The 20,871-nt window shown below is 69.9% G+C and carries 14 protein-coding genes; 5 read left to right on the top strand and 9 right to left on the bottom strand.

Going from position 1 to position 20,871, the window contains the following annotated elements:
- Positions 1–8 precede the first annotated feature (8 nt).
- Positions 9–935 carry an HAD hydrolase family protein gene (locus ACTWJ9_RS16775; protein ID WP_443295893.1) on the top strand — a complete coding sequence of 309 codons (927 nt, stop codon included), beginning with the start codon at positions 9–11 and terminating at the stop codon, positions 933–935.
- 14 nt (positions 936–949) lie between these two features.
- On the opposite strand, the gene ACTWJ9_RS16770 is transcribed toward ACTWJ9_RS16775, so the two are convergent.
- The 5 genes from ACTWJ9_RS16770 to hisC form a co-directional block, all read right to left on the bottom strand.
- Positions 950–2,008: a M23 family metallopeptidase gene (locus ACTWJ9_RS16770; RefSeq protein WP_387035401.1), complete on the bottom strand. Its 1,059-nt coding sequence runs from the start codon at positions 2,006–2,008 to the stop codon at positions 950–952.
- 179 nt (positions 2,009–2,187) lie between these two features.
- Positions 2,188–5,730 (bottom strand): thiol reductant ABC exporter subunit CydD, encoded by a 3,543-nt coding sequence (gene cydD, locus ACTWJ9_RS16765; protein WP_443294376.1) that lies wholly within the window; start codon positions 5,728–5,730, stop codon positions 2,188–2,190.
- A gap of 12 nt (positions 5,731–5,742) precedes the next feature.
- The gene (cydB, locus tag ACTWJ9_RS16760; RefSeq protein ID WP_279335033.1) at positions 5,743–6,747 is read right to left on the bottom strand and encodes a cytochrome d ubiquinol oxidase subunit II; all 1,005 of its coding nucleotides are present in this window, start codon (positions 6,745–6,747) and stop codon (positions 5,743–5,745) included.
- A gap of 18 nt (positions 6,748–6,765) precedes the next feature.
- On the bottom strand, positions 6,766–8,271 hold the full coding sequence (locus tag ACTWJ9_RS16755; RefSeq protein ID WP_443294375.1) for a cytochrome ubiquinol oxidase subunit I: 1,506 nt from the start codon (positions 8,269–8,271) through the stop codon (positions 6,766–6,768).
- A gap of 334 nt (positions 8,272–8,605) precedes the next feature.
- Entirely contained in the window at positions 8,606–9,685 is a 1,080-nt protein-coding gene (hisC, locus tag ACTWJ9_RS16750; protein WP_387035398.1) for a histidinol-phosphate transaminase, read from the bottom strand.
- A 492-nt stretch (positions 9,686–10,177) separates the two neighbouring features.
- On the opposite strand from hisC, the gene ACTWJ9_RS16745 reads away from it, so the two are divergent.
- From ACTWJ9_RS16745 to ACTWJ9_RS16735, 3 genes are all read left to right on the top strand, one after another.
- A complete protein-coding gene (locus ACTWJ9_RS16745) occupies positions 10,178–11,284 on the top strand; it encodes a LacI family DNA-binding transcriptional regulator (protein WP_279335030.1) in 1,107 nt (368 codons plus the stop codon).
- A 354-nt stretch (positions 11,285–11,638) separates the two neighbouring features.
- Positions 11,639–12,736, top strand: a complete 1,098-nt coding sequence (locus ACTWJ9_RS16740; protein ID WP_279337990.1) for a metallophosphoesterase — start codon at positions 11,639–11,641, stop codon at positions 12,734–12,736.
- Positions 12,737–12,919: 183 nt separating this feature from the next.
- Positions 12,920–13,789, top strand: coding sequence for a hypothetical protein (locus tag ACTWJ9_RS16735; RefSeq protein WP_387035396.1), 870 nt, complete (start codon positions 12,920–12,922; stop codon positions 13,787–13,789).
- 159 nt (positions 13,790–13,948) lie between these two features.
- Here the strand turns inward: ACTWJ9_RS16735 and ACTWJ9_RS16730 are convergent, their stop codons facing one another.
- Positions 13,949–15,379, bottom strand: coding sequence for a VWA domain-containing protein (locus ACTWJ9_RS16730; RefSeq protein ID WP_387035395.1), 1,431 nt, complete (start codon positions 15,377–15,379; stop codon positions 13,949–13,951).
- A 105-nt stretch (positions 15,380–15,484) separates the two neighbouring features.
- Positions 15,485–17,299 (bottom strand): phosphomethylpyrimidine synthase ThiC, encoded by a 1,815-nt coding sequence (gene thiC / locus ACTWJ9_RS16725; RefSeq protein WP_279335027.1) that lies wholly within the window; start codon positions 17,297–17,299, stop codon positions 15,485–15,487.
- A gap of 255 nt (positions 17,300–17,554) precedes the next feature.
- Here thiC and ACTWJ9_RS16720 point away from each other — a divergent pair, with 255 nt between their 5' ends.
- A complete protein-coding gene (locus ACTWJ9_RS16720; RefSeq protein ID WP_279335026.1) occupies positions 17,555–19,222 on the top strand; it encodes a YibE/F family protein in 1,668 nt (555 codons plus the stop codon).
- Positions 19,223–19,397: 175 nt separating this feature from the next.
- Here ACTWJ9_RS16720 and ACTWJ9_RS16715 read toward each other — a convergent pair whose 3' ends face one another.
- Together ACTWJ9_RS16715 and ACTWJ9_RS16710 are read right to left on the bottom strand one after the other, a co-directional pair.
- Positions 19,398–19,832 carry an SsgA family sporulation/cell division regulator gene (locus tag ACTWJ9_RS16715; protein WP_279335025.1) on the bottom strand — a complete coding sequence of 145 codons (435 nt, stop codon included), beginning with the start codon at positions 19,830–19,832 and terminating at the stop codon, positions 19,398–19,400.
- Positions 19,833–19,930: 98 nt separating this feature from the next.
- The gene (locus ACTWJ9_RS16710; protein WP_443295892.1) at positions 19,931–20,656 is read right to left on the bottom strand and encodes an IclR family transcriptional regulator; all 726 of its coding nucleotides are present in this window, start codon (positions 20,654–20,656) and stop codon (positions 19,931–19,933) included.
- Between the last annotated feature and the right edge of the window lie 215 nt (positions 20,657–20,871).

Here is a 20,871-nt window from a genome sequence, read left to right as displayed (position 1 = left end):
GCGGGCGCATACGGGACAATGACCGGGTGACCTCAGCGATCCGACAGCCCGCGACCCCGGGCTCTCCCCCGTTCTCGACCTCGCTCGAGCAGAAAGACAGCCCCGTCGTCCCACCGCGGCTCATCGCCACCGACCTCGACGGCACCCTGCTGCGCGACGACAAGTCGGTGTCCCCCCGCACGGTCGCCGCACTGGCCGCCGCCGAGGAGGCGGGCATCGAGGTTTTCTTCGTCACCGGCCGCCCCGCCCGCTGGATGGACGTCGTCAGCGACCATGTCCACGGCCACGGGCTCGCCATCTGCGGCAACGGCGCCGCCGTCGTGGACCTGCACGGCGGTCCCGGCGCCCACCGCTTCGTGAAGGTGCGGGAGCTCGCCCGGCCGAACGCGCTGGACGCGGTGCAGATGCTGCGCGACGCCGCACCGGGCACCGTGTACGCCGTCGAGCAGACCTACGGCTTCCACCAGGAGCCGGCGTACCCGAAGCTGCACATGGAGGTCCCGGACCTTTTGGCCCCGGCCGAGGAACTGCTGGCGCCGGACGCCCCCGCCGCCGACGAACCGGTGCTCAAGGTCCTCGCCCACCACCCCGAACTCGACCCCGACGCCTTCCTCAGCCTGGCGCGGCTGGCCGTCGGCACCCGTGCCAACGTCACCCGCTCCAGCCCGAGCGCCCTGCTGGAGATCAGCGGTCCCGACGTGTCCAAGGCGAGCACGCTCGCCCTGTGCTGCGCCGAACGCGGAATCTCACACGAGCAGGTCGTGGCGTTCGGGGACATGCCCAACGACATCGAGATGCTCACCTGGGCGGGCCGCTCCTACGCGATGGGCAATGCCCACCCGGACGTCCTCGCCGCCGCCTCGGGGCAGACGATCGCCAACAACGAGGACGGAGTGGCCGTGGTGATCGAACAGCTGCTTGCGGATCATTTCTGAGTGCCGGGGCTCGCTCAGAGGGTGAGGCCTCGTTGCGCGAGCCACGGCACCGGATCCACCGCCGAGCCCATCTCCGGCGTGACCCGCACCTCGAAATGCAGATGCGGTCCGGTGGAGTTGCCACTGGTCCCGGACTGGCCGATCCACTGCCCGGGCGAGACGCGCTCGCCCTGGTCGACGGCGACGGCGGCCAGATGGGCGTACTGCGTGTAGTAGCCGCCCGTGTGCTGCACCACGATCTCGATGCCGAAGGCCCCTCCGCAGGACACCTTCACCACCCTGCCCGCGCCCACGGACCGCACCGGCGTGCCGATCGGCACCGCGAAGTCCTGCCCGGTGTGCTGGTTCGCCCAGAGTGCGCCGCCACTCCCGTAGGACGCGGACAGCGCATAGGTCTCCACCGGTGGCACCCAGGAGTCGGTGAACCGGAACTCCGGCTGGTCGAGCCGTACCGCACCACGGCAGGAGCCGGCCGTCACCGAGGCGTCCGCCTGTCCCTGCAGCTGCCACCGCGCCGTCTCGAGTTTCTGCTCGATGCCGTTCTTCAGGTCGGCGAGTTGCTTGTTCCGCTTCTCCAGCGCTTTCCACGCTTCCGCCGCCTTCGCCTCCTCACGGGTGATCCGCGCCTCGGCCCGTGCGTTCTTCTTGATCGCGTTGTCGAGGGCCACATGCGCCTTCCACAGGGCCCGCTGGCCTCGCATCATCTCCTCGGGGTCGTCCGCGAGGAGGATGTGCGCGGTCAGCGGCACCCCACCGCCGGTGCGGTACTGGGACCGCGCGATCCGGCCCAGGTCCTCGCTCAGGACAGCGGACTCCGCCCGCTCCCGGTCGAGCAGATCCTCCAGCCGCTGCGCCTCGGCCCGCTGCCGGTCGGCCTCGCGCCTGCCCGCCTCGTACTTCAGGGTCGCCGCGGCCGCTTCCTCGTAAAGCCGCACCACCTGTGCACTGACGCCGGATCCCAGGCCGTGGCCGGGGGCCTGGGGCACCTCGCCGTCGGTGGGCCGGGCGGCGAGCACGGCGAGCGCGCACAGCGGCACGGCGACGAGCAGCGGACGGCGGCGGGTGAGGCGCATGACAGCGATCCTCGCGCCGCTCGGGCACCCGGTCCTGTTCATGTCGTACGCCTGGGGGAGCGTGCGACCCGGATGGACCAGTGATACCGCCGAAAAGGGGCCCTGCCCGTCAGGGTTGACGCCTTGTCACACGCGCCCTTCACGGTCACGCTTGTGGCGTCCCGGTCTCCGTGTCCCGGTCAGTTCGCCACCGCCAGCCGGTCCGACTCGGCCTCGCGCCGCAGCATGCGCCGCAACGGTCCGGCCACGGCTGCCAGTTCCTCGTATGCTCCGCGCTGCACCACGCGCCCCTCGTCCAGCACGATCACCTCGTCCACCGCCGTCAGTCCGGCCAGCCGGTGGGTGATGAGCAGGGTCGTGCGGCCCTCGGTGGCGGCCAGCAGATCGGCGGTGAGCGCGTCCGCGGTCGGCAGGTCGAGGTGCTCCGCGGGTTCGTCCAGCACCAGCACGGGGAAGTCCGCGAGCAACGCCCTGGCCAGTGCCAGGCGTTGCCGCTGCCCCCCGGAGAGCCGTGCCCCGTGCTCGCCGACGAGGGTGTCCAGGCCGTCGGGCAGGCTGTCGGCCCACTCCAGCAGCCTGGCACGGGCGAGCGCGTCGCGCAGTTCACCCTCGGTGGCGTCCCGCTTCGCGAGCAGCAGGTTCTCGCGCACCGAGCTGTCGAAGAGGTGGGCGTCCTGCGCGCACAGTCCGACCAGCCGTCGCACGTCGTCGCCGTCCAGGGCGTACGCGTCCACACCGGCCAGCGTGTACGAGCCCGCCCTCGCGTCCAGGAACCGCAACAGCACCCGTGCGAGCGTCGTCTTGCCCGAGCCGGACGGGCCGACCACCGCGATCCTGCGGCCCTGCTCCAGCCTCAGGTCCAGTCCGGCGAGCGCGTCCCGTTCCTGCCCGGCATGCCGGGCCTCGAGCTCCTTGACCACGAGCGGGAACGGCGACGCGGGCGCCTGCCGGGGTCGTTCCGGCTCCTGTACGGGCACCGGGGCGTCCAGTACCTCGTACACGCGCTCGGCGCTCTTGCGCACTCGCTGCCGGTGCTGCACGGCGAGCGGCAGTCCGAGTACGGCCTCGAAGGCCGCCAGCGGGGTGAGGACGACAACGGCCAGCGCCACGCCGTCCAGCCGGCCGGCGGACACCGCCTGCACGCCGACGAGGGCCGCGGCCGTGACGGTCAGACCCGAGATCAGTGCGGTGAGTCCGTCTCCGAGGGCGGTGGCGGTGGCCGCGCGCGAGGCGATCCGGGTGAGCACTCCGTCGGCCCGTCGTGTCTCCGCGGTCCGCCTGGGCAGGGCGCCCGCGACCGTCAGCTCCGCGGTTCCGGTGAGCAGGTCGGTGACGCGGGTCGCGAGGACTCCGCGGGTGGGCGCCAGCCGGCGCTCCGCACGCCGGGCCACGGCGCCCGTGATCGCCGGTACACCGGCTCCCGCCGCGAGCAGCCCGGCCGCGAGCACGGCTCCGGCCTCGGGGAGCAGCCAGGCCGTGAAGCCGACGGACAGGGCCGAGACGGCCACCGCCGCACCTGCCGGAAGCAGCCAGCGCAGCCAGTAGTCCTGCAGTTCGTCCACGTCGGCGACCAGCCGGGAGAGCAGATCGCCCCGGCGTGTTCCTCGCAGTCCGGCAGGGGCCAGCCGCTCCAGCCGCCGGTACACGGCGACCCTGGTGTCGGCCAGCGTCCTCAGCACCGCGTCGTGCGACACGAGTCGCTCGGCGTACCGGAACACGGCTCGTCCGATGCCGAAGGCCCGCGTCGCCGTCACGGCGATCATCAGATAGAGCACGGGGGGCTGCTGCGAGGCCCGGGAGATGAGATATCCGGACGTCGCCATGAGGCCCACGGCGCTGCCCAGCGCGATGCTGCCGAGCACCAGCGCGAACGTGAGCCGCCCTCGCCGGGCACCGGACAGAGCACGGACACGGGCCAGCACTCCGCGCGCGCCGGTCTCTGCGCCGGTTTCTGTCAGGGCGTCCTCCGGTCCGGACCCCGCCGCGCCTTCGGCGGAGGCGGGAGCGGCACCGGAAGCGTGTTCGGTGAGCGGAGGCTCCTGGTCGACGCCGTCGTGATCCGCCGGTCCGGGCCGCGCCCGGTCGCCGGCAGCGGGTTCCGTCACCCGCACCACGCGATCCGCCACCGCCAGCAGGGCCGGCCGGTGTGCCACCAGCAGCACGGTCCGACCGGCCGCCAGCCGCCGTACAGCTGCCACGACCTCGGCCTCGGTGGCCCCGTCCAGCGCGGCCGTCGGCTCGTCGAGCAGCAGCACGGGACGGTCCGCAAGGAAGGCGCGGGCCAGCGCGAGCCGTTGCCGCTGTCCTGCGGACAGCCCCGCTCCGTCCTCCCCCAACGCGGTGTCGGCACCCTCGGGCAGCGCGTCCACGAATTCCAGGGCACCCGCGTCCCGCAGGGCACGGCGGACGGCGTCGTCGTCCGCGCCGGGCCGGGCCAGGCGTACGTTCTCGGCGATCGTCCCGGCGTACAGGTGCGGCCGCTGCGGCACCCAGGCCACCCGGCTGTGCCACTGCGCCGGATCGACACCGGAGAAATCGGCTTCCCCGATCCGCACCCGTCCCTCGGTCGGCCGCACGAAGCCCAGCAACACGTTCAGCAACGTCGACTTGCCGGCCCCGCTCGGCCCGACCAGCGCGACCGTCTCCCCTGGCTCGACGGAGAAGGACACGTTCGACAACGCGTCCGTCGACCGTCCGGGATAGCGGACGGTCACGCCCTCGAAGGACAGGGCGCCCGACGGTACCGCGCCGGTGCCCGGCGTCGGCACGGGTGTCTCCAGGACCGAGAAGATCTCCTCGGCGGCGGCCAGCCCTTCCGCCGCGGCGTGGTACTGCGTACCGACCTGTCGCAGCGGCAGGTACGCCTCGGGCGCGAGGATCAGGATGACCAGGCCGGTGTACAGGTCCATCTCGCCGTACACGAGCCGCATGCCGATCGTCACGGCGACCAGCGCCACCGAGAGGGTGGCGAGGAGTTCCAGCGCGAAGGAGGAGATGAAGGCGATCCGCAGGGTCCGCATGGTCGCCCGGCGGTATTCGTCGGTGATCCGCCGGATCGACTCCGCCTGCGCCTTGGCCCGCCCGAACACCTTCAGCGTCGGCAGCCCGGCGACGACGTCCAGGAAGTGACCGGACAGCCGGGACAGCAGCTCCCACTGCCGGTCCATCTGGGACTGGGTGACCCAGCCGATCAGCATCATGAAGACCGGGATGAGCGGCAGCGTGACGACGATGATCGCCGCCGAGACCCAGTCCTCGGTGACGATCCGCGCCAGCACCGCCACCGGGACGACCACAGCGAGCCCCAGTTGGGGCAGATAGCGCGAGAAGTAGCCGTCGAGGGCGTCGACCCCACGGGTCGCCAGGGCGACCAGCGAACCGGTCCGCTGCCCGGTCAGCCACCCCGGGCCGAGTGCCGTGGCCCGCTCCAGCAGTCGGCCCCGCAGTTCCGACTTGACCGCCGCGCTCGCCCGGTGCGCGGCCAGCTCGGTGAGCCAGCCGACCAGGGCGCGGCCGACCGCGACACAGACCAGGAGCATCACGGGAGTGCCGAGTTCGGCCAGGTCCAGACCGTGCTGGAAGGCGCCCACCACCACCTCGGCGATGAGCACGGCCTGAGCGATCACCAGCCCCGCGCCGACGGCGCCCAGGGTGACGACCGCCACCAGGAAGAATCGCGTGGCGCGGGTGTAGCGGAGCAGTCGCGGGTCGATTGGTTTCACGTGAAACACACCTCAATGCACGGGATCGGCGATGTGCTGGGTGCCGATCCGCTTGCGGAAGACCCAGTACGTCCAGCCCTGGTAGAGCATGACGAACGGCGTGGCGATCAGCGCGAGCCAGGTCATGATCTTCAGGGTGTAGGCGCCGGAGGAGGCGTTGGTGACGGTGAGGCTCCAGTCCGCGTTCAGCGTGGACGGCATGACGTTCGGGAAGAGCGTCAGGAAGAGCATCGCCACGGCGGCCACGATGGTGACGCCGGACAGGGTGAACGACCATCCCTCGCGTCCCGCCCGGTTCGCCATCAGGGCGCCGACCAGCGCGGCGACCGTGACCACCAGCGCGACCAGACTCGCCCCGTCACCACCGTCGGCCTGCGTCCACAGCAGGAAGACCAGTGCCAGCACGGCCGTGACCAGCCCCACGCGCTGTGCCAGCTGCCGCGCCCGTCCCCGGATCTCACCGACGGTCTTGAGCGACGCGAACACCGCACCGTGGAAGGTGAAGAGCGTCAGCGTGACCAGGCCGCCCAGCAGGGCATACGGGTTGAGCAGGTCCCAGACGTTGCCCACGTACTCGAACTCGGAGTCGATCTTCACTCCGCGCACGATGTTCCCGAACGCCACGCCCCAGAGGAAGGCGGGGATGAGCGAGGTCCAGAAGATCGCCGTCTCCCAGTTGCGCTGCCAGCGCTCCTCCGGCCGCTTCGCCCGGTACTCGAAGGCGACACCCCGGATGATCAGGCAGACCAGAATGACCAGCAGCGGCAGGTAGAAGCCGGAGAAGAGCGTGGCGTACCACTCGGGGAAGGCGGCGAAGGTCGCGCCACCGGCCGTGAGCAGCCACACCTCGTTGCCGTCCCAGACAGGCCCGATGGTGTTGATCAGCACCCGCTTCTCGGTACGGTCGCGGGCGAGCAGCCGGGTGAGGATCCCGATCCCGAAGTCGAAGCCCTCCAGGAAGAAGTAGCCGATCCACAGGACGGCGATCAGAACGAACCAGACGTTGTGCAGTTCCATGACTGTGGCTCCCTCGGCCTAGTACGAGAAGGCCATCGGCTTGTCGGCGTCACGGGGATCGCCGCCGATCTTCGTGGGCGGGTTGAGGTCTGCCTCGGTCAGCTCGGGCGGACCTGCCTTGACGTACTTGGCGAGCAGCTTGACCTCGATGACGGCCAGGACGGCGTAGAGCAGGGTGAAGACGCTCATCGAGGTGATGACCTCGGCCTGGGACACACCGGGGGAGACCGCGTGACGGGTCTGCATCAGGCCGTAGACGACCCAGGGCTGCCGGCCCATCTCGGTGAAGATCCATCCCCAGGCGTTGGCGATCAGCGGGAACGCCATCGTCCAGAGCGCCAGGCGCCAGTACAGCCGGGTGAGCCGTGCCCCGAGCGGCTTCTTCAGCAGCACCAGATGCGGGACCTCGTCCTCTCCGGTGCGCAGGGTGGCCGTCAGCAGGAACCTCTTCCGCGTGAGCCAGAGTCCCAGCAGGGCGAGCGACAAGGACGCCATGCCGAAGCCGATCATCCAGCGGAAGCTCCAGTAGGCGACGGGGACGATGGGCCGGTAGTCACCGGGCCCGAACTCCTCCTGCAGGGCCTCATTGGTGTCGTTGATCCCGGGCACGTGCGACTCGAAGTCGCCGTGGGCGAGGAAGGACAGCAGCCCGGGGATCTCCAGCGCGACCTCGTTGTGCCCCTTGTCGACGTCTCCGTACGCGAACACGGAGAACGGTGCCGGCCCCTCGCCGTCCCACAGTGCCTCCGCGGCGGCCATCTTCATCGGCTGCTGCTCGTACATGACCTTGCCGAGGGTGTCCCCGCTGACCGCGGTGAGCAGCCCGCCGACCGCCATGGTGACCAGGCCGAGCCGGAGCGACGTCCGCATCACGGTGATGTGCTTCTTGCGTATCAGGTGGAAGGCCGCGATGCCCACCACGAAGGCGCCGCCCGTCAGGAAAGCCGCCGCGAAGCTGTGGAAGACCTGGTTGAGCGTGGTGTTCTGGGTGAGCACCAACCAGAAGTCGGTGAGCTCGGCGCGGCCCTTCTCCTCGTTGATCCGGTAGCCGACCGGGTGCTGCATCCAGGAGTTGGCCGCGAGGATGAACCAGGCGGACAGCAGGGTGCCGAGCGAGACCATCCAGATGCAGGCCAGGTGGATCTTCTTGGGCAGCTTGTCCCAGCCGAAGATCCACAAGCCGATGAAGGTGGACTCGAAGAAGAAGGCGAGCAAGGCCTCGAAGGCGAGCGGGGCGCCGAAGACGTCACCGACGAACCGCGAGTAGTCGGACCAGTTCATGCCGAACTGGAACTCCTGCACGATGCCGGTGACCACGCCCATCGCGATGTTGATCAGGAAGAGCTTGCCCCAGAACTTCGTCGCCCTGAGGTACTTCTCCTTCTCGGTGCGCACCCAGGCGGTCTGCAGCCCGGCAGTGAGGGCGGCCAGGGAGATCGTCAGGGGAACGAAGAGGAAGTGGTAGACGGTGGTGATACCGAACTGCCATCGCGCCAGGGTCTCCGGCGCCAAAGCCAGGTCCACGTCGTCGCTCCTTACATCGCTGTGCCACAGCGGCCGCTTGATCCCGTTCGTCCCCCACATCTCGGAAGAAACAGGATGCGCTTGTGAACGCGTTCACATTCACAAGCAATTATGGCCTACTGCTTTTCACATTCGGAAGGGGGGTCCCCTGTGACGTCAACCCCTTGGGCAGTGCTTTGTGGGGACGGGGCGGCATGGGGCGACACGAAAAGGTCCGGAAGCGGCACGGAGACGACACGCCGCCGAGAGGGAGAACGCCGACAGCCGGCCGACGGCTGATCCGTCGGCCGGCTGTCACGGCCGCGAGGCCGAGGCGCTCCGGGACCCCGGGCGGCTACAGCTCCTTGCGGAAGGCCTCCGTCACCTTCAGGAAGATGTCGTTGGCCTCGGTCTCGCCGACCGTCACCCGCGCCCCCTCCCCGGGGAACGGCCTGACGACCACGCCTGCCTGCTCGCACGCCTGCGCGAACGCCGCCGTGCGCTCCCCCAGCCGCAGCCACACGAAGTTGGCCTGGCTCTCGGGCACCTTCCAGCCCTGAGCACGCAGCGCGTCCATGACCCGGTTGCGCTCACACACCAGCGAACCGACCCGGCCGATGAGCTCGTCCTCGGCACGCAGCGAGGCGATCGCCGCATCCTGCGCGAGCTGGCTCACACCGAACGGCACCGCCGTCTTGCGCAGCGCCGCGGCCACCGGCTCATGGGCGATCGCGAAACCCACGCGCAGTCCGGCCAGCCCGTAGGCCTTGGAGAAGGTCCGCAGCACACAGACATTGGGCCGCTCCCGGTAGATCTCCACACCGTCCGGCACCTCGGGGTCACGGATGAACTCACGGTAGGCCTCGTCGAGCACCACCAGGACATCGCGGGGCACCCGGTCGAGGAAGCGCTCCAGTTCGGCCCGCCGGACCACCGTGCCGGTCGGGTTGTTGGGGTTGCAGACGAAGATGAGCCGGGTCCGGTCGGTGACCGCCTCGGCCATCGCGTCGAGATCGTGCACATCCCCCGGGGTCAGGGGCACCTGCACGGGGGTGGCACCGCTGATCCTGGTGATGATCGGGTACGCCTCGAACGAGCGCCAGCCATAGATCACCTCGTCACCGGGGCCCGAGGTGGCCTGCAGCAGTTGCTGGGCGATGCCCACCGAACCGGTGCCGGTGGCCAGGTGGGAGACCGGGACGGCGAAGCGCTCGGCCAGCTCCGCCATCAGGGCCGTGCAGGCCATGTCGGGGTAGCGGTTGAAGGAGGACACCGCGGAGGCGATGGCCTCCATCACCCCCGGCAGCGGCGGATACGGGTTCTCGTTGGAGGACAGCTTGTAGGCCACCGGGCCACCGGCCGCCGCCGGCTTGCCCGGTTTGTACGTGGGGATCCCCTCCAGCTCGGCGCGCAGTTTGGGGCTCGTCTCGCTCACCGCAGTCCTCCTCCGAAGACCGGCGGCCCATGACCGCCGCCGACATCCAATACTGCTCACCTTATGAGGATTCGACGCGACGGAGTAGAGATGCCGCTGCGTGGGGGCTCCGCCGCCTGGAAACGCCGCTGCGTGTGCGGGCAGCGGCAGCAGGAGTCGCCTCCGCATCATCCGCCCCTCCAGCAACAGGGGCCTCACCACGTGAAGGCGCGCAAAGGGCGTCCGGACCGGGGGGCGCGCCGCACATATATCTACGCGCCGGTGGCTCGCGCCGTGGCGCGCATCCCCCGTGCAGGTGAGTTGAGACCTCTTCGCAACATCGCCCCCTCGGCAGGTCTGCATGCGCCGACACGTCAGGTCTTGGCATTGGAACGTTCAACATCCTTGCTTTGCAAGGAACTTACCCTTTAATGATCATGCAGAAACGTGCCTGTCAACGCATGCATATGCGTCCGCCCTACCCCACCACATGAGCCCTACTATCGGCTCGCCATGACAGCAGCAGGGAAGCACCAGGTGAGCCGCGCGGAAACCTCACGCCGAGGCAGCAAGCCGGGTCGAGCGGGCATCAGGGACGTGGCCGCCGCCGCCGGAGTCTCCATCACGACCGTCTCCGATGCCCTCAACGGCAAGGGCAGGCTCCCGGACGCCACCCGGCGCCACGTCCGCGAGGTCGCCGACAGGCTGGGCTACCGTCCCTCGGCCGCCGCCCGCACGCTCCGTACCGGCAAGTCGGGACTCATCGGCCTGACCGTGACGACCTACGGGGAAGAACCTTTCACCTTCACCGAGTTCGCGTACTTCGCCGAGATGGCGCGTGCCGCCACCTCCGCCGCGCTCGCCCGCGGCTACGCCCTCGTGATCCTCCCCGCGACCTCCCGACACGACGTGTGGTCCAACGTCGCTCTGGACGGCACGGTCGTCATCGATCCCTCGGACCAGGATCCGGTCGTCAGTGAACTGGTCCGGCAGGGTTTACCGGTCGTCTCCGACGGCCGCCCGGCCGGTTCGCTCCCGGTCACGGCCTGGGTGGACAACGACCACGAGGCCGCGGTGCTCGGCATCCTCGACCATCTGGCCGCCGCGGGCGCCCGCCGCATCGGCCTGCTGACCGGGACCACGACCGACACCTACACCCACCTGTCGACCACCGCGTATCTGCACTGGTGCGAGCGCGTAGGCCAGGACCCGGTCTACGAGTCCTACCCGGCACACGATCCGTGCGCCGGCGCCGTCGCCGCCGACCGGCTGCTCGCCCGCCCCGACCGTCCCGACGCCGTCTACGGGCTGTTCGATCCCAACGGCACCGATCTGCTCGCCGCCGCGCGCCGCTACGGCCTGCGCGTCCCGGACGACCTGCTGCTCGTCTGCTGCAGCGAGTCCACCGTCTACGCGAACACCGAGCCGCCCGTCACCACGCTCTCGCTCAAACCACGACGCATCGGCACGGCTGTGGTCCAGCTGCTCATCGACGCCATCGAAGGGGTCGATCCGGAACACACGGTGGCGCAGGTGATACCCACCGAGCTGATCGTGCGCACCTCGTCGCAGCGCCGGCCACCGCGCACGACGGTCAGCCCGCCGCGGTCGCCGGCCTGACCGGCAGAAGAACCGCGGATCCCCGGAAAGGGCGACCGGGCCGGGCTCCCGGAGGTGTGAAGGAACCGCTCCCGGAGGAGTGAAGCGCCGACTCCCCTCCGGGAGCCGCCGCTCACGGGAGCGCCGGCTGTCCGAGTACGGACGGACGCGGTCCCAGGAGGAGTCGGCGCGGCCGGGTGGCCTCACTGCGGGCGAAGACCTGACCAAATGGGGCGAAAGCCGCGATGAACCGGCGTCTTGCTCCGATTCACCACCCCTGGGTCATCACATGGCACGATCCGCGTTCCTATGATGGGCCCACGACACCGCGGGCCGCTGCGACCAGGCAGTCCGACGCGGTGCAGTTGCGGCGTGATGGTGGAGGGGTCGATGACTCAGGGGGCCGGTCAGGGACCCGGGGCGGAGCGCACACCGACGGTGCGCGACTTCCGGGTGCCCGCGTACATCCACGAGACCGGTCCGTACGCCCACAGCATGCACCCCGGTGACGCGGCGGCGGCCCCGCCGCCCTCGGAGAGCCTCCCGGAGGGGTACACACCCACGCGTCGGGACCTCCCGGTCATCAACCGGGGTGACACTGTGCAGGTGATCGTCGACCCCGCGTCCGTCTCCGCCCCACAGCCCCCCACCGGGCCCGGTCCGCTGTACGTGGTCGGTGACGTCCACGGATACCTCGACGAGCTGATCGCCGCCCTCCAGGAGCAGGGCCTCATCGACTCCGCGGGCCAGTGGTGCGCCGGCCCCGCCCGGCTGTGGTTCCTCGGCGACTTCACCGACCGGGGACCGGACGGCATCGGCGTCATCGATCTCGTGATGCGGCTGTCCGCCGAGGCCGCCGCGGCCGGCGGCTACTGCAAGGCCCTGATGGGCAATCACGAACTGCTGCTGCTCGGCGCCAAGCGGTTCGGCGACACCCCCGTCAACTCCGGCGCGGGCACCGCCACCTTCCAGGCGGCCTGGCTCCTCAACGGCGGGCAGAAAGCCGACATGGACCGGCTCCAGGACCACCACCTGCAGTGGATGGCCCGCCTGGACGCCGTCGAGGCCGTCGACGACCATCTCCTGCTGCATTCCGACACCACCGCCTACCTCGACTACGGCCACTCCATCGAAGAGGTCAACGACACCGTCCGCGAAACGATCACCCGCAATGACGCCGACGAGGTCTGGGACCTGTTCCGCAAGTTCACCAAGCGGTTCTCCTTCCGCGACGAGGGCGGCGCCGAAGCGGTGCGCTCCCTGCTGAATACGTACGGCGGCACCCGGGTCGTTCACGGCCACAGCCCCATTCCGTACCTGCTGGGTGAAGTCGGCTCCGAGGACGGCGGGGACGACAGCGGCCCCGTCGTCGAAGGTCCGCATGTCTACGCCGAGGGACTGGCCATCGCGATGGACGGCGGCGTGACGATGGCCGGAAAACTGCTGGTCCAGAAGCTGCCACTCGCCAAGTGAGCGGGCTCCGGGCCGGGCGTCGCCGGCCCGGGACCCCGCCGGGCAGCAGTCAATTTCGGTAAACCCCCTGTCACGGCGCACCGTCAGCGCTCTACCATCGGCTTATCCGTAGCAGGCTCCCCTCCGTTTCTGCCCAACGGCTCGTCGGCATGCCGAGCCACAAGCCCTACGGAGCATCGGGGGATGCACATGAACAGCGTTCCGCAGCACCTGTTGCCCGAGGACCGCCAGGAATACGAGCGGATTCTCGACGAGGTACTGCGCTCCGCACCACACCGCCCGGAACTGGCCGCCGTCGGTCAGCGGCTCAACTCCGAACAACTGCGCACCATGGCGCTCAATGCCACCGCGATCATCACGGCGGCCGCGGCGACCGAGTACCAGCACTACATCAAGGTCCGCGAGGAACTGCGCCGGCCTCCGGCGTCGGCCACCCCGGCCGTGCGCGGGTCGGGCTCCTCCGAGCCGGAACCCGGCGCAGCGGGGCTCGCCGCGGCCATGGGGGAGGTCGCCGAGACCGCCGGTGCGGGTGCGGTCGCCGTCATCGCCGTTCTGGCACCCGTCCTGGCCGGAACGGCGGCCGCGATATTCCTGCTCGTCGGCTACATCCTGCGCCTGCTCGACCCCGGCGCGACCTTCGCCCGGACCATGCTCACCACGGGCTGGACGTTCGTCGCCGTGACCGCGGTCGCCATCCTGGTCGCCGCCGTGGGTCTGCTCCTCACCGCGCTGCGCAACAAGCCCTCGGCCCGGAGCGGGCCGTACCTGGAAGCCGACAAGGAGGTGGCCCTGGCCAGGGACACCTGGCACGAGGCACTGCTGGAGCGGGGGATCATGCCGTTCCTGCGGGACGCTCTCACGGATCCCGGCACGGCAGCCGCACTGCGCTACGCGACGCCGTCCGAACCGACCAGCCGTATCCCCCACCTCGGCTACCACCGGCCGGGATTCACCAGCCCCGGCCAGGGCCCTACCCGCGGCCCGCGGCCGAGCTACTCGAGTCCGGACTACAGCAGCCCGGACTTCGGAGGGCCGGAACACCAGCCCGAGTAGGCGAACGCAGCCGAAGTACCGGCCCGGTTCCGGAGTCGTCGGCCGGCGCGCCCTCACCGGCGGAGCCCTCTCGAGAGGCTCCGCGACGGGGACGTGCGCCGGGCGCCCGGGTCAGGTCATCACCGGGTCAGGTATGCCCGGATCAGGTCATGCGCCTGGTCATAGAATGCCCGCCCGGCTCGCAGCTGTGATCCACAGCGGGAACTCGGACAGCAGACGGTCGTACAACTCCGGGTCCGGCACGGTGCCGATGTCGTCGACGGCGAAGAACCCGACGTTGTCGACGCGGCGTCCGGGCAGCGTGTCGAATCGTTCCAGCACGCCGTAGTTCGCCCGTCCGAGCCCCACGAACTGCCAGAAGATGGGTTCCTCCACCGCTTCGCGGAGCTCCCGCTCGATCTCGGCGTTCCGGTAGACCCCGCCGTCGGAGAAGAACAGCACGAGCGTCGGAGCCGCCGCGGGACTGTTCCCGACGAACGAGCGGACCTCGGCGATGACCTTCTGTTCCTCGTTCTGGATGCCGACCTCCCGCATGTCGACCTGGCGCGGGTCCAGACCCTTCTTCCGCCCGCGCCGGAACAGGCTCATCTCCCCCACCCGCACGTGCAGCCGGAGCCAGTCGGGCAGCTCGCCCAGCCGCAGGTCCGGCAGCCGTGCCGGATGCGAGGCGAACGTCCAGGCCTGCATCTCACCGTCGTCGTCCAACTGCGCGGCGACCGCGGCCATGCGCTCGACGACGTCCGCCACGACTCCCTTGGAGTACTGGGGTGCCATGGAGCCGGAGGCGTCCAGTACGAGGACGACGCGCGCGGTGACCTCGGCGGCCCCGTGCTTGCGCAGGCTGACGGCCACCTGTTCCTTGCGCAGCGACAGACGCTTGCGCATGTCCACGGGCAACTGCTCCTCTCCCTTGGTGAGGCGCGGAGCGGCCGGTGGAGCAGCCGGAACCGGAGGCGTCGGAACCGAAGGCGTCGGAGCGGGATACCCCGGAGCGGAGGCGGCAGGCGTGACGGGGGACGCGACGACCGGAGGCACGGCGGCGGGGGCCGTCGGGGAAGCGTCGTCCACGGTGATGCCGAAGTCAGTGGCCAGCCCCGCGAGCCCGGAGGCGTACCCCTGGCCCACCGCGCGGAACTTCCACTTCCCCTGGCGCCGGTACAGCTCGCCGCCGATGAACGCGGTCTCCGTGCCGGCCACCATGTCGAACCGGGCGATTTCGGTCCCCGCCCCGGCGTCGATCAGCCTGAGCACCAACCCCGGGACCTGGCCGAAGGTCCCGCCGTCGGACGACGCGCACAGCGCGACCCGCTCGACGGCCGGTTCCAGCAGGCGCAGGTCGACCTCGACCGTGTCGGTCGCTGCACCGACGGCGTTCCGCTTTCCCCGATGTGTCACGGCGTGGGAAGCATGCCGCTGCTGGTTGTAGAAGACGAAGTCTCCGTCGTTCCGCACCCGTCCGGCCGCCGTGAGCAGGAGAGCCGACGCGTCGATGTCGGGCACCCCGGCCCCGGCGGTCCAGGCAAGCTCGACACGCACCACCGGGGCGTCGACGGGAAGATTGGACCCCTTGCTCATTGATTGCGCTGTCATGGCACACAGTCTGCCGATCCGTCCCCATGAGCGACGAGAGGAGCGGGCCCGAACAGCCCGCCCCCTCGCCCGTTCAATCAGTTCGGTTCAGCCGGTTCAGCCGGTTCAGTCCGTCAGCGGCAGGTACACGCGGTTGCCCGCCTCCGCGAACTCCTTCGACTTCTGCAGCATCCCCTCGGCGATCTCCTCGGCCGAGGCGCCCTCCGGCGAGGTACCGCCGAACCGCTCCGTGATGCTCTGGCTGATCTTCATGGAGCAGAACTTCGGCCCGCACATCGAGCAGAAGTGTGCGGTCTTGGCGGGCTCTGCCGGAAGGGTCTCGTCGTGGAACTCCCGTGCCGTGTCCGGGTCGAGGGCGAGGTTGAACTGATCCTCCCAACGGAACTCGAAGCGCGCGTCGGACAACGCGTCGTCCCACTCCTGCGCACCCGGATGTCCCTTGGCCAGGTCGGCGGCATGGGCGGCGATCTTGTAGGTGATGACACCGGTCTTGACGTCATCGCGGTTGGGCAGGCCGAGATGTTCCTTGGGTGTGACGTAACAGAGCATGGCGGTGCCCCACCAGGCGATCATCGCGGCACCGATGCCGGAGGTGATGTGGTCGTACGCGGGCGCGACGTCCGTCGTCAGCGGGCCGAGCGTATAGAACGGGGCTTCATCGCAGATCTCCTGCTGAAGGTCGATGTTCTCCTTGATCTTGTGCATCGGGACATGTCCCGGGCCCTCGATCATGGTCTGCACATTCAAACGCCTCGCGATCCGGTTGAGTTCCCCGAGTGTGTGCAACTCGGCGAACTGGGCCTGGTCGTTGGCGTCCGCGACCGACCCCGGCCGGAGCCCGTCGCCGAGCGAGTACGTGACGTCGTACGCCGCGAGGATCTCGCAGAGTTCCTCGAAGTTCTCGTACAGGAACGACTCCTTGTGGTGCGCCAGACACCACGCCGCCATGATCGAGCCACCCCGCGAGACGATGCCCGTCTTGCGGTGGGCGGTCAGCGGCACATACTCCAGCCGTACGCCCGCATGAACCGTCATGTAGTCCACGCCCTGCTCGGCCTGCTCGATCACCGTGTCCTTGTAGATCTCCCAGGTCAGTTCCTCGGCCCTGCCGTCGACCTTCTCCAACGCCTGGTAGAGCGGCACGGTGCCGATGGGGACGGGGGAGTTGCGCAGCACCCACTCCCGGGTGGTGTGGATATTGCGGCCGGTGGACAGGTCCATGACCGTGTCGGCACCCCAGCGGGTCGCCCAGGTCATCTTCTCCACCTCCTCCTCGATGGAGGAGGTCACCGCGGAGTTCCCGATGTTGGCGTTGACCTTCACCAGGAACCGCTTGCCGATGACCATCGGCTCGGTCTCCGGATGGTTGACGTTGGCGGGCAGCACCGCGCGGCCTGCCGCGATCTCCTCACGCACGAACTCCGGTGACACGTTCTCCCGGATGGCCACGTACTCCATCTCGGGCGTGATCTCGCCGCGGCGTGCGTACGCCAGCTGTGTGACCGCCTCACCCGCGCGGCCGCGGCGCGGCTGACGGGGCCGGCCCGGGAACACCGCGTCGAGGTTGCGCAGGCCGCCGCGCGGCGAGGTGTGCTTGATCCCGTCGTCCTCGGGACGGACGGGACGGCCCGGGTACTCCTCGGTGTCGCCGCGCGCGATGATCCAGTTCTCCCGCAGCGGCGTCAGCCCCCTGCGTACATCGGTGTCGACCAGGGGATCGGTGTACGGGCCCGAGGTGTCGTACAGCGTGACCGACTGGCCGTTGGTGAGGTGCACCTGACGGACCGGCACCCGCAGATCGGGGCGCGAGCCCTCGACGTACGCCTTGTGCCAGCCGATGGACTTCCCGGCCTCCTTCTGCTCCGACGTCTCCGTCGGGTTCTGTGTGGAGGCAGGCGTGCGTGCGTCCTTGTTGGTCATGAGACCTACTCCCTACGCCGGCATTACCCGGTAACAGGTTCAGCGGTCGACGCAGCGGTTTCCGTCGGTCGGCGTTCCGTGGGGAACATCACTCGTGCAGCAGTGATGTTCCCCGTGAAACGTCGTGGGGACGGAGGTCAGCGCCCTCTCAGCCCGGTGCTCCGAGCTCCCGCGTGTACAAAAGGTGCCCCCACGCTAGCGCCGATTCTGGCGCGGTGACCAGAGGGCCCTCGTGGTTCTTGCGATGATCGGGCGGTGACCTCGACGCAACATCCCCCGTACCCACCGCCCGACCCCCCCCTCGGCTCCGGCGCTCGAAACGGCGGCGGCCGTGGCAGAGAGCCCGCCGTCGGCAACAACATGGGCCGGGGGGACGGCCCCGGCTCCGGAGACTGGTTCGGGCGCGGTCCCGGCGCCGGCCACCCGGGACAGGAGCAGGGGCGGCGGGATGCGGGAGCGGGACAAGCGCAGGACCACGGCCGGGGCCCGGAGTCGGGTGGCGGCCGCCCCGACCGTGGCCCGGACGGCGGCGGTCACGGCGGCCACGGCGGTGGCCACAGCGGCCCCCCTCCGGGCGGCGACGGACACGATCACGGCCCGGACTCCGGCAGCGGGCACGGCCACCCGCACGGGCACAGTCACAGTCACGGCCCCGCCGCCCCCGTCTCGAAGCACCTGCGCAAGGTCATCGCGGCAATCCTCATCCCGTTCACCGCGGCGGTGCTGATCGGCCTCGTCGTGCTGTGGCCGGGCGGTGCACCGGGGCACGAGCGCACCGGTGTCGGTTTCGACCGGCAGACGCAGCAGGCCACGGTCACCAAGGTGGTCGAGGTGAGCTGTTCCTCCGTCAACGCTTCCGGAGGCGTCCCGACCGGCGACACCTCGACGGCCGAGGGCTCCTCCGCGCAACAGCAGGCGGACGGTACGTGCAAGCGAGCGACGATCCGGGTCGACAGCGGCAATGACCAGGGCCGCACGTTCACCGAGATCGTGCAGCCGGACCAGTCCCGTCAGCTGAGCGAGGGTCAGGAGGTCGTGGTCGCCTACGAACCTTCCGCCCCGAAGGACCTGCAGTACTCGGTCACCGACGTGAACCGGCGTCTCCCCTTGACCCTGCTCGCCGGTATCTTCGCGGTCGCCGTCGTGGCCGTCGGACGGCTGCGCGGCGTGATGGCACTGATCGCGCTGGCGGTCAGCTTCCTGGTGCTGAACTTCTTCATCCTGCCCGCCATTCTGCAGGGATCCAACCCCCTGGTCGTGGCGGTGGTGGGGGCGAGCGCCATCATGCTGCAGGCCCTGTATCTCTGTCACGGACTGTCGGCGCGCACGTCCGTGGCGGTGCTCGGCACTCTGGTCTCGCTGCTGTTGATCGGCGTTCTGGGCTCGGTCTTCATCGACTGGGCCGCGCTGACCGGCAACACCGACGACAACACCGGTCTGATCCACGGCCTGTACCCCGACATCGACATGAGCGGCCTGTTGCTGGCCGGCGTCATCATCGGGTCGCTCGGTGTGCTCGATGATGTGACGGTCACCCAGACATCGTCCGTCTGGGAACTGCACGAGGCCAAACCGTCGATGGGCTGGCGGGAGCTGTACCGCGCGGGCATCCGCATCGGCCGGGATCACATCGCGTCCGTGGTCAACACTCTCGTTCTCGCCTACGCGGGCGCCGCGTTGCCGTTGCTGCTGCTGTTCTCCATCGCGCAGAGCAGTGTGGGAACGGTCGCCAACAGCGAGCTGGTAGCGGAGGAGATCGTGCGTACACTGGTCGGCTCGATCGGTCTGGTGGCCGCGGTGCCGGTCACCACGGCTCTGGCCGCCCTGGTGGTCTCGGCCGACCGTACGGCGGCGCAGACACCCAAGGAGAGCGCCCGGGCGGCTCCGGCGCGGGGCGGGAGGGGCCGGCGCCGGAAGCGGTGACCCGTCACGGCGCGGCACCGGAGGGCCTGCTGCCGCCACATGACCGGTTGCGACCCCGCCGCCGGGTGGCCGGCCCACCGGGGCGGCTCGTCCACGGGCGCAAAAGCGTTCCTGCATCGATGTGGCGGAACGCGGTGAACGGTTCCGCCACCCGCTGTCCGAGTAGCGGAACCCTTCACCCGGCGCTCTGCTCCGCCAGGATGCGGTCCAGCGCGTCGTCGAGGTGGGCGTCGAAGTCGGCGAGCGCTCCCTCCTGGCCCAGCGGCACCAGCTTGTCGGTGCGGTCGAGGAAGGCCACGAGCGGCGCCGTCGACGAACGGAACAGCGCCTGGTCGCCACCGACCTGAAGCCGGATCAACACCTCTCCCAGCATGTCGGGTTCGACCGGTGACACCCGCACGTCCCCCTCACCGCACGGCCTGCCGACGCCGTCGATCAGCAGCTCTCGGCCGAACGCCCAGGTCACAGGCGCGTCACCGGGAAGATGGAAGGTCAGCCGCACGGCGTAGGGATCACAGGTGTCATAGCGAAGCTCCACCGGGATGCGGAAGGACAACTCCTCCGACACCAGAAAGCTCATCATGACCTCTGCCTGTACGGACTCGCGCATCGCCTACCCCGTCATTAGCTGCGGACCAGCCGGGAATGGACCCCTGACACTGAGTGAATCTTGCTCAACGTACACGGTGAATCACAAGGAGTGAGTTTTCAGATGGTGATAGAGGGCCCCAACGGCCCGAGCAGACGACCCACTTCCGCCTGCAGCCGCTGCGCGGCGGGGAGCAGCCGGTCGGCCTGATGCGCGGGCAGGGAGACGGCGACCGTCGCGGCCGTGGTGCCTGCCGTGATCGGGATGGCCGCGCACACCGTGCCCAGGGCGTATTCCTGCCGTTCGATCACCGGTTCCATGCGCCGGGTCCGCTCCAGGCGCCGGAGAAGACCGTGCCCGTCGCGCACGGTGTACGGCGTGACAGGCTGCACGGGGAAGCGGTCGAGGTGGTCGCGGCGGGCGGCCTCGCCGAGCTGGGACAGCAGGCACTGCCCGATGGCGTGCGCGTGGCCGGTCTCCCGGAAGTCCGCCCATTCCTGCACCGCGGGATTGCCGGGAGTGTCGGAGACGCACACGAGGTCGATCTCGCCCTCGCGGTACACCGCGTAGTACACGGGAGCCCCGACCGCGTCACGCCACCGCGCGAGCGCGTCGACGACCGTGCTGCGACGTTTCTGCGGGGCCCCGCTGCTGCTCAGCCGCTCGGCTGCGGCGCCGAGGAAGAACAGACCTTTGTCACGGCGCAGATAGCCCTCGTGCACAAGGGTGCGCAGCAGGTGGTACGCCGTGGGAAGGGCCAGCCCGGTCTCGCGGGCCAACTGTTTGGCCGGGGCTCCGTGCTCATGTCCGGCGACGGATTCGAGCAGACGCATCGCGCGCTGCACGGAGCCGATGAGGGTGGCGGGGGGCGCCGGTTCTGCGACTGCCCGCGCATGGGGCTGGCAGGGAACGGCGAGCAGATGTGCGGTGACGGTGTCAGCCGTGGCCAAGGGTCACTCCCGAAGCGAGGGGGCAGCCCGTGTGGGGGAACACGGGTGGGGGTGTACGCCGCTCGCGGGGGATCGCCCCCGCGTGGCGTTCCGGACTCTAACCGTCTGTC

It is taken from the genome of Streptomyces sp. GDS52 (assembly GCF_052246875.1).
GTDB lineage: Bacteria > Actinomycetota > Actinomycetes > Streptomycetales > Streptomycetaceae > Streptomyces > Streptomyces cathayae.
This window is presented reverse-complemented; position numbering and strand designations above follow the sequence as displayed.

Coding starts and splice junctions, on each gene's coding strand:
- ACTWJ9_RS16770 (WP_387035401.1), bottom strand. CDS start 2,008: ATGCGCCTCACCCGCCGCCGTCCGCTGCTCGTCGCCGTGCCGCTGTGC.
- cydB (WP_279335033.1), bottom strand. CDS start 6,747: ATGGAACTGCACAACGTCTGGTTCGTTCTGATCGCCGTCCTGTGGATC.
- ACTWJ9_RS16745 (WP_279335030.1), top strand. CDS start 10,178: ATGACAGCAGCAGGGAAGCACCAGGTGAGCCGCGCGGAAACCTCACGC.
- ACTWJ9_RS16740 (WP_279337990.1), top strand. CDS start 11,639: ATGGTGGAGGGGTCGATGACTCAGGGGGCCGGTCAGGGACCCGGGGCG.
- ACTWJ9_RS16735 (WP_387035396.1), top strand. CDS start 12,920: ATGCACATGAACAGCGTTCCGCAGCACCTGTTGCCCGAGGACCGCCAG.
- ACTWJ9_RS16730 (WP_387035395.1), bottom strand. CDS start 15,379: ATGACAGCGCAATCAATGAGCAAGGGGTCCAATCTTCCCGTCGACGCC.
- thiC (WP_279335027.1), bottom strand. CDS start 17,299: ATGACCAACAAGGACGCACGCACGCCTGCCTCCACACAGAACCCGACG.
- ACTWJ9_RS16715 (WP_279335025.1), bottom strand. CDS start 19,832: ATGCGCGAGTCCGTACAGGCAGAGGTCATGATGAGCTTTCTGGTGTCG.